General features: G+C 63.1%; 14 protein-coding genes and 1 pseudogene. 14 read left to right on the forward strand and 1 reads right to left on the reverse strand.

What is annotated here, in order from left to right:
• Positions 1 to 188 precede the first annotated feature (188 nt).
• The gene (gene murJ, locus P3R82_RS23970; protein WP_183901182.1) at positions 189 to 1,772 is read left to right on the forward strand and encodes a murein biosynthesis integral membrane protein MurJ; all 1,584 of its coding nucleotides are present in this window, start codon (positions 189 to 191) and stop codon (positions 1,770 to 1,772) included.
• 28 nt (positions 1,773 to 1,800) lie between these two features.
• On the opposite strand, the gene P3R82_RS23975 is transcribed toward murJ, so the two are convergent.
• Entirely contained in the window at positions 1,801 to 2,223 is a 423-nt protein-coding gene (locus P3R82_RS23975; RefSeq protein WP_283196413.1) for a DUF882 domain-containing protein, read from the reverse strand.
• An 871-nt stretch (positions 2,224 to 3,094) separates the two neighbouring features.
• Between P3R82_RS23975 and P3R82_RS23980 the strand changes: the two genes are divergently transcribed.
• The 13 genes and pseudogenes from P3R82_RS23980 to P3R82_RS24040 all read left to right on the forward strand — a co-directional run bounded on the left by P3R82_RS23980 (position 3,095) and on the right by P3R82_RS24040 (position 13,197).
• Positions 3,095 to 3,499: a VOC family protein gene (locus tag P3R82_RS23980; RefSeq protein ID WP_283195599.1), complete on the forward strand. Its 405-nt coding sequence runs from the start codon at positions 3,095 to 3,097 to the stop codon at positions 3,497 to 3,499.
• An 88-nt stretch (positions 3,500 to 3,587) separates the two neighbouring features.
• Positions 3,588 to 4,652: a tryptophan--tRNA ligase gene (trpS, locus tag P3R82_RS23985; protein WP_283195600.1), complete on the forward strand. Its 1,065-nt coding sequence runs from the start codon at positions 3,588 to 3,590 to the stop codon at positions 4,650 to 4,652.
• Positions 4,653 to 4,762: 110 nt separating this feature from the next.
• Positions 4,763 to 5,194, forward strand: a complete 432-nt coding sequence (locus P3R82_RS23990) for a cupin domain-containing protein (protein WP_183901179.1) — start codon at positions 4,763 to 4,765, stop codon at positions 5,192 to 5,194.
• A gap of 89 nt (positions 5,195 to 5,283) precedes the next feature.
• Entirely contained in the window at positions 5,284 to 5,775 is a 492-nt protein-coding gene (locus P3R82_RS23995; RefSeq protein WP_112943828.1) for a universal stress protein, read from the forward strand.
• Between the two features lie 110 nt (positions 5,776 to 5,885).
• On the forward strand, positions 5,886 to 6,452 hold the full coding sequence (locus tag P3R82_RS24000; RefSeq protein ID WP_183901178.1) for a NifU family protein: 567 nt from the start codon (positions 5,886 to 5,888) through the stop codon (positions 6,450 to 6,452).
• 108 nt (positions 6,453 to 6,560) lie between these two features.
• Positions 6,561 to 7,219 (forward strand): annotated as a pseudogene (tsaB, locus tag P3R82_RS24005) (tRNA (adenosine(37)-N6)-threonylcarbamoyltransferase complex dimerization subunit type 1 TsaB).
• Entirely contained in the window at positions 7,216 to 7,716 is a 501-nt protein-coding gene (locus P3R82_RS24010) for a GNAT family N-acetyltransferase (RefSeq protein ID WP_283195601.1), read from the forward strand. Before tsaB ends, P3R82_RS24010 begins: the two are co-directional and overlap by 4 nt.
• Before the next feature lie 36 nt (positions 7,717 to 7,752).
• The gene (locus tag P3R82_RS24015) at positions 7,753 to 8,181 is read left to right on the forward strand and encodes a Fur family transcriptional regulator (protein WP_183901175.1); all 429 of its coding nucleotides are present in this window, start codon (positions 7,753 to 7,755) and stop codon (positions 8,179 to 8,181) included.
• Between the two features lie 30 nt (positions 8,182 to 8,211).
• Positions 8,212 to 9,009, forward strand: a complete 798-nt coding sequence (locus tag P3R82_RS24020; RefSeq protein WP_283196414.1) for a lysophospholipid acyltransferase family protein — start codon at positions 8,212 to 8,214, stop codon at positions 9,007 to 9,009.
• Positions 9,010 to 9,056: 47 nt separating this feature from the next.
• The gene (miaB, locus tag P3R82_RS24025; protein ID WP_283195602.1) at positions 9,057 to 10,466 is read left to right on the forward strand and encodes a tRNA (N6-isopentenyl adenosine(37)-C2)-methylthiotransferase MiaB; all 1,410 of its coding nucleotides are present in this window, start codon (positions 9,057 to 9,059) and stop codon (positions 10,464 to 10,466) included.
• Between the two features lie 18 nt (positions 10,467 to 10,484).
• On the forward strand, positions 10,485 to 11,537 hold the full coding sequence (locus tag P3R82_RS24030; protein ID WP_111561572.1) for a PhoH family protein: 1,053 nt from the start codon (positions 10,485 to 10,487) through the stop codon (positions 11,535 to 11,537).
• Entirely contained in the window at positions 11,537 to 12,052 is a 516-nt protein-coding gene (gene ybeY / locus P3R82_RS24035) for an rRNA maturation RNase YbeY (RefSeq protein ID WP_183901171.1), read from the forward strand. Before P3R82_RS24030 ends, ybeY begins: the two co-directional genes overlap by 1 nt.
• Complete coding sequence (locus tag P3R82_RS24040; protein ID WP_283195603.1) at positions 12,049 to 13,197, forward strand: hemolysin family protein; 1,149 nt, start codon at positions 12,049 to 12,051, stop codon at positions 13,195 to 13,197. Before ybeY ends, P3R82_RS24040 begins: the two co-directional genes overlap by 4 nt.
• The last annotated feature ends 54 nt before the right edge of the window (positions 13,198 to 13,251 follow it).

Genomic DNA, 13,251 nt, shown 5'->3' on the forward strand with positions numbered 1-13,251 from the left:
CGTCACAGGAATCCAGCCAGCCCAAGTCCTTGGGCTGAAAAAGAGTCTTTCGCCGCGCAGACGCGCGGCAGCTGGATTCCTGTGACATCGCCCGAGCGAAGCTTGGGCACAGGAATGAGGGAGTTCTATGGGATCGGCGCATCCAAGCAATTGCACTCTCACCCTTCCCATGAAGGAATTTTAGCCGCATGAGCCTCGTCAAGAAATTCGCCACCGTCGGCGGCGCCACGCTGGGCAGCCGGTTGTTCGGCTTCGCCCGCGAAACGCTGATGGCGGCGGCGCTCGGCACCGGGCCGATGGCCGACGTGTTCTACGCGGCCTTCCGCTTTCCGAACCTGTTTCGCCGGCTGTTCGCCGAGGGCGCGTTCAACGCCGCCTTCGTGCCGCTCTTCGCCAAGGAGATCGAGGCGAACGGCACCGATGGCGCCAAGCGGTTTTCCGAGGAAGTGTTCGGCGTCCTGTTTTCCGTATTGCTTCTCATCACCATCGTGATGGAGCTCTCGATGCCGCTTCTGGTGCGCTTCGTCATCGCGCCGGGCTTTACCGACGATCCGGAGAAATTCTCGATCACCGTGCGCATGGCGGCGGTGATGTTTCCCTATCTGATGTGCATGTCGCTGACGGCGATGATGAGCGGGATGCTGAATTCGCTGCATCATTTCTTCGCCGCCGCCGTGGCGCCGGTCTTCCTCAACGTCGTGATGATCGGGGCGCTGTTTTACGCGCTCTACACCGGCGCCGAACCGCTGCAGACCGCCTGGTATCTCTCCTGGGGCGTGCTGCTGGCGGGCGTCCTGCAGCTCGCGGTCGTCTATTTCGGCGTACTGCATGCCGGCATGAGCATCGGCATCCGCTTTCCGAGGATCACGCCCAACGTCAAACGGCTTTTGATCCTCGCCATCCCCGCCGCCGTGACCGGCGGCATCACGCAGATCAACCAGATGATCGGCCAGGCGATCGCCTCCAGCAAGGAAGGTGCGATCGCGGCCCTGCAATATGCCGACCGCATATACCAGCTGCCGCTCGGCGTGGTGGGCGTCGCCGTCGGCGTCGTGCTCCTGCCGGAACTTGCGCGCGCGCTGAAGGGCGGCAATCTGCGCGAGGCGGGCAACCTGCAGAACCGCTCGATCGAATTCGTGATGTTTCTGACGATCCCCGCCGCCTTCGCGCTGTGGATCTTGTCCGACGAGATCATCCGCGTGCTTTACGAGCGCGGCGCCTTCCAACAGGAAAACACGATGATCGTCGGCTCGATCCTTGCGATCTACGGCATCGGGCTGCCGGCCTTCGTGCTGATCAAGGCGCTGCAGCCGGGCTTCTACGCCCGCGAGGACACCAAGACGCCGATGCGCTTTTCGGCGGTCGCCGTCGGCGTCAACTGCGCCACGGCGCTGACGCTGTTTCCCTATCTCGGCGCGCCGGGCATAGCGGTCGCGGAAGCCACGGCCGGATGGATCAGCACCGTTCTTCTGTTCACCACGCTCATCAGGCGCGGTCACCTGAAATGGGAATGGGCGCTCGCGCGGCGAACGGCGCTGCTCGTCGTTTCGGCCGCCGTCATGGGCGGGGTGATCATGTATCTGCAGCAGCGCTGGGAGCCGTGGCTCGCCTCGAGCGCTTCGCTCGCGACCAAGGTCGGAACGCTCGGCCTGCTGATCGGCATCTCGATGGTGGTCTATTTCGCCACGGCGTTTCTGATCGGCGGCGCGAACCTCGGCATGATCCGCCGCAACCTCAAGCGCAAGCCGGCGGCCACCAAGACGGACGGCTGATCCGCCACCCCGGGACCGGCGCCGCCGCTCAACATCTGGTCCAGTGGCGCTTCGGGCCGACATCGACATGGATGATGCCGTTGCAATAACGGCCAATGCCGCCGATGCCGGGCGCCTGCGCGGCAATGGCGATGATCGTCCTGTCGGAAACGCCGGATACCCGGATATCGGCGGCGGCGCAGTGACGGTGCTGCGAACGGCCGGAATTCGCCCTCAGGCCCGAGGTGACGAGCGGCCGGCGCCCTGCCCTGTCGGCAATGTAGGCGAGGATACCTCTCAGTTTCGGCGGAAAGCAGCCGGCGCGGACGCTGACGGTCTGCAGGCCATAGGCAAGCGTTTCATTTTTCTTCAGCGGTCCGATCGACAGCTTTCGCATGTTCTGAGCGTTCGCGCCGTCGATGCAGGAGAGGCTGAAAAGGCCGGCCAGTACGATTGAGAATGCAGGATGCATCATTTCGTCCCCCACTTGGGAGCACCGCACAGCGCGGCGCTCATGTTTGCGGGCGGCAAAACTCTCCTCAAAAATGGCCAATTTAAGGAACATCCTACCTAGTATATCACGTACATGCCTTATTTTACGTCGAATTGATACATTCAATATACCTAAAATGGGGTATGAATTGCCCTTTTCGCGAGAGCGCCGGAGCATATTCACACCAAATCGGGGCGTCAATTTTCCCCACTCGAAAACCCCGCCCTACAATAAACGCGTCCCGTCATCGGATACCCCGGCAGGCGTGCCGGCGAGGCGGGATCGGCGCGGAGCGTGAGGGTAGGACGCAAAACCTCATGATCCGGGTCCGCGGAAAATGATCTCCCTCCGGTGACGGCGGTATCCCTTGCAAGAGGGTGCCGAGTTGAGCCCGGACGTGCCTGTGAGGCACACATGGTCTCGCCGCGAAGTTGGGCGAGAAGGCAGAGAGATCGGAGTCGCGGATAAAAACCGCCGAACGGGGCGCTGGGAAGCGCCATATCTTACTTACTCAATCGAGGTGATTTCCAGCGCCCCGTCCGAGTGAAGTGCATGGTTGAAACCACGGGCCTTCGGGCGGCGTGGGGTTTTGGTGTGTTGGTGGATTGGGATGTGAAGAGAGAGGTTTTTGCCGTGGAATACCCCCCTCTGCCCTGCCGGGCATCTCCCCCCACAGGTGGGGGAGAAGACTCGCGGTGACCGCCCAAATCAATCGTGGCTTCGGCAGCGCCACAGATTAAGCCCTCCCCCTTGTGGGGGAGGGTTGGGAGGGGTCTTCATTCCAGCCCTTCCCGCTTGACCGCCCGCCAGTCCCCGGCAACAAACTCAAGACCACAACAGGAGCCCATCCATGTCCCAATCGCTCTTCCTCATTACGCTCGTCATCGACGACTACGATCGCGCCAAGGCGTTCTACTGCGATGCGCTGAGCTTCGAGTGCCTGCAGGACGAGGTGCAGCCGGAGGGGAAGCGGTGGGTGGTGGTGAAGCCGAGGGGCGCAAGCGGGGCCGCGTTTCTGCTGGCGCAAGCGGCCAACGAGCGGCAGAAGGCCGTGGTCGGAAATCAGACCGGCGGGCGTGTCGGGTTCTTTCTTTCGACCGACGACTTTGCCCGCGACCACGCCGCGATGACCAGGGCCGGCATACGCTTCCTGGAGGCGCCGCGGCACGAGGTCTACGGCACCGTCGCGGTGTTTTCCGATCCTTACGGCAACACCTTCGATCTCATCCAGCACGCCACCACCACAGCCCCTTGATCACAAGCCATCCGACGTGCATAAGCCGCGACGTTAGCAACATGGGCCGTTGGCCCTGGGGCCCTCCACAAGCCTAATCGAGGACATGATGAACGAATTCAAGAAACTGGTCTTTTCGGGCGTTCAGCCGACCGGCAATCTCCATCTCGGCAACTATCTCGGCGCGATCCGCAAGTTCGTGGCGCTGCAGGACGGCAACGACTGCATCTATTGCGTGGTCGACATGCATGCGCTGACCGCGCAGCTGGTGCATGAGGACATGCCGAACCAGATCCGTTCGATCGCCGCCGCCTTCATCGCCGCCGGTATCGACCCGAAGAAGCATATCGTCTTCAACCAGTCGGCCGTGCCGCAGCATGCGGAACTCGCCTGGATCTTCAACTGCGTGGCGCGCATCGGCTGGATGAACCGCATGACGCAGTTCAAGGACAAGGCCGGCAAGGACCGCGAGCAGGCCTCGCTCGGTCTCTACGCCTATCCGAGCCTGATGGCCGCCGATATTCTCGTCTACCGCGGAACGCATGTTCCCGTCGGCGACGACCAGAAGCAGCATCTGGAACTTGCCCGCGACATCGCGATGAAGTTCAACCTCGATTACGCCGAGCATATCCGCAAGGCCGGATACGGGGTGGATATCACCGTCGGCAAGGAGCCGGTGCATGCCTACTTCCCGATGGTCGAGCCGCTGATCGACGGCCCGGCGCCGCGCGTCATGTCGCTGCGCGACGGCACCAAGAAGATGTCGAAGTCGGACCCATCCGACCTGTCGCGCATCAACCTGATGGACGACGAGGATGCGATCTCCAAGAAGATCCGCAAGGCCAAGACCGATCCGGACGGCTTGCCGAGCGAACTCGACGGCCTGCAGGGCCGCCCGGAGGCCGACAACCTCGTCGGCATCTACGCGGCACTCGCCGACACGTCGAAGGCCGAGGTGCTCGCGGAATTCGGCGGACAGCAGTTCTCGGTGTTCAAGCCGGCGCTGATCGACCTCTCGGTCAAGGTGCTGTCGCCGATCACCGCCGAGATGCGCCGCCTGATGGCCGATACCAGCCATATCGACGCAATCCTGCGCGATGGCGGCGAGCGAGCTCGGGCGCGCGCCGAAGTGACGATGAAGGAAGTCCGCGACATCGTCGGCTTCCTCTACTAGCAAGTTGAGCCGGGCGGCTTCGGCCGCCCGGGCTTCCTGGGCCTCGAAGGCCCACACTTGTCGAAGACCGGACTGCGGCGTACTCTCCTTCAAGCCATGAGGAGGCCAAGATGCGCGACCGGAACCTCATTCAGATCGGCATGATGGAGGTTCGGCTGCTGGTCGATGAGGACCAGAGCGCGGGCAGCATGGTCATGTTCGAATTCGTCGTCCCCTACCAGTCTCGCGTGCCGGCGGCGCATTACCACGAAGATGTCGACGAGGTGATCTTCGGTCTCTCCGGAACGATGACGACCACCGTCGACGGCGAGCGCTGCGAGGTGCGGGCCGGCGACACGGTGTTCATTCCGCGCGGCATCGTCCACACGCATGAGAACCTGCACCAGGAAACAGCACGCGCGCTGATCACCATGACGCCGGGGCTGATCGGCAGGCGGTTCTTCGAGGAGATCGCCTCGGCCATCAATGTCATCGGCAAGCCTGACATCGAACATGTGAAGGAAATCATGCTGCTTTACGGACTGGTTCCCGCCGGACGATAGGTCCGGCTGCATGCCTGTCGGGGACCGGACAGTTCGCGGCAAAAACGGGGACTTGCAAATCTCCCGGATCAAGTGTCAGAGTCCCGCTCATGGTATCAAAACGACTCTCACGGCTCGAAGGTCACCGCCGCAAGTTCATGGCCGTGATCGATGACACGCCCGAATGCCAGCGCGCCGTTCATTATGCCGGCCGGCGCGCCAAGAATTCCAATGGCGGATTGGTGCTCGTCTACGTGATCCCCGACGGCGACTTCCAGCAATGGCTGGGGGTCGAGGAGATCATGCGGGCCGAAGCACGCGAGGAAGCCGAAGCGGTCGTGGCCAAATCGGCGCAGCTGGTGCGAGAGAATATCGGCATCGAGCCCGAGATCGTCATCCGCGAGGGAAGCGCGGCCGAGCAGATCAACGCCGTCATCGAGGACGACCGCGACATCGCCATTCTGGTGCTGGCCGCGAGCTCCGCCAAGGAGGGGCCCGGACCCCTTGTGTCGTCGGTCGCCGGCCGGGGTGCGGCCTTTCCCATCCCCGTCACTGTTTTGCCTGATACACTGAGCGATGAGGAACTGGACGCGTTGGCATAAAGCGCTTTCTTGAGTATCAGTCTCTTGAATAGCAACGCCAAACGGCTTATTTCTACTTTTGAAGAATTCTAAATACGTCGCGGGCGCGCGCCTGCCGCACGGAGAGCACCATGTTTATCCAGACCGAAGCCACGCCGAACCCGTCCACGCAGAAGTTCCTGCCGGGCAAGATCGTCATGGAGAGCGGCACCGCCGAGTTCCGCAACCGCGAGGAAGCGGCCGCCTCGCCGCTCGCGGCTCGCCTGTTCGAGATCAACGGCGTGACCGGCGTCTATTTCGGCTACGATTTCATCAGCGTCTCCAAGGAAGACCAGGAATGGCAGCATCTGAAGCCCGCCATCCTCGGCTCGATCATGGAGCACTTCATGTCCGGCAAGCCGGTCATGGGCGCCTCCTCGGTACTCGGTGAAGCAGCCGATGCCGATGGCGAGTTCTTCGACGAGGGTGACGAGACGATCGTGCTGACGATCAAGGAACTGCTGGATACGCGCGTGCGTCCGGCCGTTGCCCAGGATGGCGGCGACATCACCTTCCGCGGCTTCAAGGACGGCACCGTCTATCTCAACATGAAGGGCTCGTGCGCGGGTTGCCCGTCCTCGACGGCAACGCTGAAGCACGGCGTCCAGAACCTGCTGCGCCATTTCGTGCCCGAGGTCCAGGAAGTCGAAGCCGTCTGACGAGCTGAACCGACATTCGCGACGACGCGGCGTTTGCAAGCGCGGCGTCTTGCGATGTATGGAGCGGTGTAAAGATGGGCAGGAACGGTTTATTCGGAAATAGATGCCATGATCATACTGGCGCTCGACACCGCGGGGTGGATTGCGCTGCTTCTGTCTATGACAGCAGCAGGAATACGGTGCTGGGGGAGGCATCGGACATGATCGGCAAGGGGCACGCAGAGCATCTGATTGGGGTTATCGACCGCGCGCTGGATCAGGCGGGCGTTCGGCTCGCCGATGTCGAGCGCGTTGCCGTCACCATCGGTCCGGGGTCTTTCACCGGTATCCGCGTCGGCGTCGCCGCCGCCCGTGGCTTTGCCCTTTCGCTTGGCGTGCCCGCCGTCGGCATCACGACGCTCGCTGTCATGGCCGAGGCAGAGCGTGAACGCTCGCCGGGCCGACGGGTGCTGGCCGCCATGGATGCCAAGCGCAACGAGATCTATCTGCAAGCCTTCGACGCAGACGGCACGCCGCTCGATGACGCCAGGGCGGTGACCGTCGAGGACGCGCAGGCCTTCGCGGCCTCCTTCGACGGCGTGGTCACCGGCTCGGCGACGCCCTTGCTGCGGCCCGATGCTACCGGCGAACACGCCAACCATTTCCCCATCTCCATCGTGGCGCGCCTTGCCGCCGCCGCCGATCCCTCTTCCGGAAAGCCGAAGCCACTTTATCTGCGCGGACCCGACGCCAAGCCGCAGGCCGGGTTTGCGATTGCGCGAGTATGACCATGCTGGAATCCTATCTTTCGCTGAAACCGGAATTCGAAATCATCCCTATGGATGCCGATGATTGCCATGCGGTCTCGACATTGCACGGCGAACGCTTCGCGCGCCCCTGGGGCGATGGCGAGTTCTACAGCCTGCTCAGCCAGAACAACGTCTTCGGCTTCGTGGCGCGGCAGACCAACGCCTTCCTGAAAAAGCCGCTGCCGGGCTTCGTCCTGGCGCGCGAGGTTGCCGGCGAGGCCGAGATCCTGACGATCGCCGTGCAGGCCAAGGTCGGGCGGTCGGGTCTCGGGTGGCGGCTGATGCAGGCGGCGATGCGCGAGGCCAAGCAGCGCGGCGGCGAAAGCATCTTCCTCGAGGTCGACAAGGGCAACGTCGCCGCACTCGGCCTCTACCGCAAGCTCGGCTTCGATCAGGTCGGAGAACGGCGTGGATACTACAAGGACGCCAATGGCGAGGTATCCACGGCGCTTGTCATGAAGCGCATTCTTCGCTAGTTCCGTCTTGAAACGCAGACTATCGGAAGGCACCTCATGACGGAAGCTGACAAAACCCTTGAGGATCTTTGCACCGAGCGCGGCATGCGCATGACCGAGCAGCGCCGCGTCATCGCGCGCATCCTCGAGGAATCGGCGGATCATCCCGACGTCGAGGAGCTCTATCGCCGCTCGGTGAAGGTCGATGCCAAGATCTCCATCTCCACCGTTTACCGCACCGTCAAGCTGTTCGAGGACGCCGGCATCATCGCCCGCCACGACTTCCGCGACGGGCGTTCGCGCTACGAGACGGTGCCGGAAGAGCATCACGACCACCTGATCGACTTGAAGACCGGTATCGTCATCGAGTTCCGCTCGCCGGAAATCGAGGCGCTGCAGGAGCGGATCGCCCGCGAGCACGGTTTCACGCTGGTGGACCACCGGCTCGAGCTCTACGGCATACCGCTCAAAAAGGACGATCACTGATATCATGCGTGCAGCCGCGGAGTGTTCGATTTGATCGCCTGGCTGCGCGTCGCCTTCGCCGGCATCGTCATCCTCCTCGCCAGCATCCTGCTCATGCCCTGGCAACTTCTGGCCCTGCGCTACGACTGGAAGATGCGCCGCCGGCTGCCGCGCGTCTGGCATCGCATCATCTGCTTTTCTCTCGGCATTCGGGTGCGCGTTCACGGGCGGATTGAGACGCACAGGCCGTTGATGCTCTGCGCCAACCATTCGTCGTGGATGGACATCATGGTGCTGTCGTCGATCGCCGACGTCGCCTTCATCGCCAAGAACGAGGTGCGCGACTGGCCGATCTTCGGAACGCTCGCCAAGCTGCAGAAAAGCGTCTTCGTGGTGCGCGAGGAAAAGCGCAACACCGGCAACCAGGTGAACGAGATCGCCGCGCGCATGGCCGACGGCGAAATCGTCGTCCTGTTTCCCGAGGGCACGACGTCCGATGGCAACCGGCTGCTGGAGGTGAAATCCTCGCTGTTCGGCGCCGCCGCCATGGCCATTCCCGCCTCGCCGACCGGGACCGTCATCGTGCAGCCGGTGGCGATCGCCTATACCGGCGTGCATGGGCTTCCGATGGGCCGCTATCACCGCCCGCTCGCCTCCTGGCCCGGCGACGTCGAGATGCTGCCGCACCTGAAGGACATGCTGCGCTGCGGCGCCTTCGAGGTCGACGTCCATTTCGGCGAAGCGGTCTCCTACGGCGCCGAGACCAAGCGCAAGCAGGTCAGCTCGACGATCGCCCAGCGCATCCGCGCCATGCTGGGCGCGGCGTTGAGAGGCCGGGACGCGGGTTGAGGCAAGATTCCCTTTTCTCCCGGCGCAAAAACCACTAAATAGCCGCCATGACCCAGGACAGCGCCCTCCTCCCGGCCCCGGAGACAACACTCCGCGATGGCAGCAACAGCCGCAAGGTTTTCATCAAGACCTATGGCTGCCAGATGAACGTCTATGACTCCACGCGCATGAGCGATGCTCTGGCGCGCGACGGCTACGAGCCGACGGAGGACATGGAGCAGGCCGATCTCGTGCTGCTCAACACCTGTCACATCCGCGAGAAGGCGGCCGAGAAGGTTTACTCGGCGCTCGGGCGGCTGCGCGACATGAAGAGGGAGCGCAATAAAGAGGGCCGCGAGTTCATGATCGGCGTGGCCGGTTGCGTGGCGCAGGCGGAAGGCGAAGAGATTCTCCGCCGGGCGCCCGCCGTCGACGTCGTCATCGGGCCGCAGACCTATCACCGCCTGCCGGAAGCGTTGCGCCGCGCCAAGGAAGGGCAGCGCATCGTCGATACGGAATATGCGCTGGAAGACAAGTTCGAGCATCTGCCGATCGCCGAGAAGACCAAGATCCGGGCGCGCGGCGTGACCGCGTTTCTGACCGTGCAGGAAGGCTGCGACAAGTTCTGCACCTTCTGCGTCGTGCCCTATACGCGCGGCTCGGAAGTGTCGCGCCCGGTTTCGCAGATCGTCGAGGAAGCGCAGAAGATGGTCGAGGGCGGCGTGCGCGAGATCACGCTGCTCGGCCAGAACGTCAATGCCTGGCACGGACTTGGCCCTGATGGCGAGGAGTGGACGCTGGGCGACCTGCTCTACCGGCTGGCCGAGATCCCCGGCCTTGCCCGCCTTCGCTACACCACCAGCCATCCGCGCGACATGGACGACCGCCTGATCGAGGCGCATCGCGATCTCCGCGCGCTGATGCCCTACCTGCATCTTCCGGTGCAGGCGGGCTCCGACCGGATCCTGAAGGCCATGAACCGCCGGCACACCGCGGCCGAGTATCTGACGCTGGTCGAGCGCATCCGCGCGGCGCGTCCCGATATCGCGCTGTCGGGCGACTTCATCGTCGGTTTTCCGGGGGAGACAGACGCCGATTTTGAGGATACACTGAAACTCGTTGAGAAGGTCCGCTACGCGCAGGCCTTCTCGTTCAAATACTCGACGCGGCCGGGCACGCCCGGCGCTGATCTGAAGGACCAGGTGCCGGAAGAGATCAAGGCAGAAAGGCTCGAACGCCTGCAGGCGCTTCTCCTGAAGCAGCAGCAGGAATTTGCCGAATCCTGCGTCGGAAAGACCATCGAACTGTTGCTCGAAAAGCCCGGTCGCATGTCTCAACAACTTATCGGCCGTTCCCCCTGGCTTCAGTCGGTGAATGTTGATGCAAAAGCATCGCAAATCGGTGACATTATCAATGTGCGAATCACAGGTACCGGACCCAACAGCCTGTTTTCCGAGATCGTAGAGGCTGGTGCCTAACTCAAGGAGCTCGACCGCTTGAACGGACAAGAATTGGTTTCTTCTTCACCGCGCCACCCACGCATCGCGAGCGACGCCAATCACTTTATTCTGACGTTCGAAAACAACCGGTTCGCCAGCGAACTGTTTGGTCAATTCGACCAGAACCTCAAGCTTCTCGAGGAACGCCTGAACATCGACGCCCGAGCGCGAGGCAACTCCGTCGTGATCTCGGGTGACATCGTCACCACCAACCAGGCGCGCCGCACGCTGGACTATCTCTACGACAAGCTCCAGAAGGGCGGCAGCGTGGAACGTTCCGACGTCGAGGGCGCGATCCGTATGGCTGTGGCCGCCGACGATCAGCTGAGCCTGCCGACGATGGAGAAGAAGGCCAAGCTGACGATGGCGCAGGTTTCCACGCGCAAGAAGACCATCATTGCCCGCACGCCGACGCAGGATGCCTATCTGCGCGCGCTGGAGCGTTCCGAACTCGTCTTCGGCTGCGGCCCCGCCGGTACCGGCAAGACCTATCTGGCCGTCGCCCACGCCGCGCAGCTTCTGGAGCGCGGCGTCGTCGAGAAGATCATCCTCTCCCGCCCGGCCGTCGAAGCCGGCGAGCGCCTCGGCTTCCTGCCCGGCGACATGAAGGAGAAGGTCGATCCCTATCTGCGCCCGCTCTACGACGCGCTCTACGACATGATGCCGGCCGACAAGGTCGATCGCGCCATCACCGCCGGCGTCATCGAGATCGCGCCGCTCGCCTTCATGCGCGGACGTACGCTGTCCAACGCCGCCGTCATCCTCGACGAGGCGCAGAACACGACATCAATGCAGATGAAGATGTTCCTGACGCGTCTCGGCGAGAACTCGCGGATGATCGTGACCGGCGACCCGAGCCAGATCGACTTGCCGCGCGGCGTCAAATCCGGCCTGGTCGAGGCGCTGCAGCTCTTGAACGGTGTCGAGGGCATCTCGATCATCCGCTTCAAGGACACGGACGTCGTGCGCCATCCGCTGGTCGGCCGCATCGTTCGCGCCTACGACGCGACCTACCTGACGGATACACCAGAGGCCGCGCAGCAGGACTGATGGCCGAACTCGACATACAGATCAGCATCGAGGAGGGCGAATGGCCCTCCGAGGACGCGCTCCAGGCGCTGGCCGACCGCGTGCTGGAAACGGCCGCGACCTATCTGCGCGAGACCGAGAAGCAGCCGTTTCCGAAAATGGTCCCCGAGGTGTCGCTGGTCTTCACCGACGATGCGTCGATCCAGGACATCAACGCGGAATGGCGCGGCAAGGACAAGCCGACCAACGTGCTTTCATTCCCCGCCTTCCCGGTTCAGCCGGGCAAGGTTCCGGGGCCGATGCTTGGCGATATCATCATCGCCAGGGAGACCGTGGCCCGCGAGGCGGTCGAGCTCGAGAAGAGCTTCGACGACCATCTCACCCACCTGATGGTGCACGGCTTCTTGCATCTCTTCGGCTACGATCATAATAATGATACCGAAGCCGAGATAATGGAGGGGCTGGAGACTCGCATTCTGGCGAAACTCGGCCTATCTGACCCATACGAGGGTCAAGACCTTAAAATGGAACCATGAGCGACTTTACGACGAGACCGGCCACCGAGGCCAAGGACACCGCCGATCAATCATCCTCCGACGAGGGTGGCAGTAGTAGCAGGCAGTCCGGACGATCCCAATCCTTCTGGTCGCGGGCTGCCCGCATATTGAGACCACAGCAGGGTTCGCGCATCCGCGAGGACCTGGCCGACGCGCTGATGACCGACGCGGCCGATGGCGATGCCTTCTCCGCCGACGAGAAGGCGATGCTCAACAACATCCTGCGCTTCCGCGAAGTGCGCGTTGCCGACGTGATGGTGCCGCGCGCCGATATCGAGGCCGTGGACCAGACGATCACCATCGGCGAGCTGATGATCCTGTTCGAGGAATCCGGCCGCTCGCGCATGCCCGTCTATGCCGAGACGCTGGATGATCCGCGTGGGATGGTGCACATCCGCGACCTCCTCTCCTATGTCGCCAAGCAGGCGCGCAACAAGCGCCGCGCGCCGACCAAGGCCGCCAAGGGCGCCGATCCGATCGTCGAAGTCGCGCCCGAGAACCTGAAGGCGCCGCGCTCGGCCAAGCCGAACTTCGACCTCGCCCGCGTGGACCTGCAAAAGACGCTTTCCGAAGCGGGCATCATCCGCAAGATCCTGTTCGTTCCGCCCTCGATGCTCGCCTCCGATCTTCTGCGCCGCATGCAGGTGAACCGCACGCAGATGGCGCTCGTCATCGACGAGTATGGCGGCACCGACGGGCTAGCCTCGCATGAGGACATCGTGGAGATGGTCGTCGGCGATATCGACGACGAGCACGACGACGAAGAAGTCATGTTCAAGCGGGTCTCCGAGGACATGTTCGTGGCCGACGCCCGCGTCGAGCTCGAGGATATCGCGGAAGCCATCGGCCCGGATTTCGACATCACCGAACAGGTCGACGAAGTCGATACGCTGGGCGGGCTGATCTTCTCCGAGCTTGGCCGCATTCCGGTGCGCGGCGAAGTCGTTCAGGCGCTGCCCGGCTTCGAGTTCCACATCCTCGACGCCGACCCCCGCCGCATCAAGCGCGTGCGCATCACCCGCAAGCGCCAGGCGATCCGCCGGCGGGCGAAGAACGACGGCGACGGCGTGACGGGCCTGGATCACGGCGACGAACGGCAGAACGAGACGCCAACGGCAAATTGATCGGCGCGCACCACGACAAGGTGCGGCTTTATTGAAACACTGCGACCTCAGTTG

Source organism: Rhizobium sp. AN80A (assembly GCF_030053015.1).
GTDB classification, from domain to species: Bacteria; Pseudomonadota; Alphaproteobacteria; order Rhizobiales; family Rhizobiaceae; genus Rhizobium; species Rhizobium metallidurans.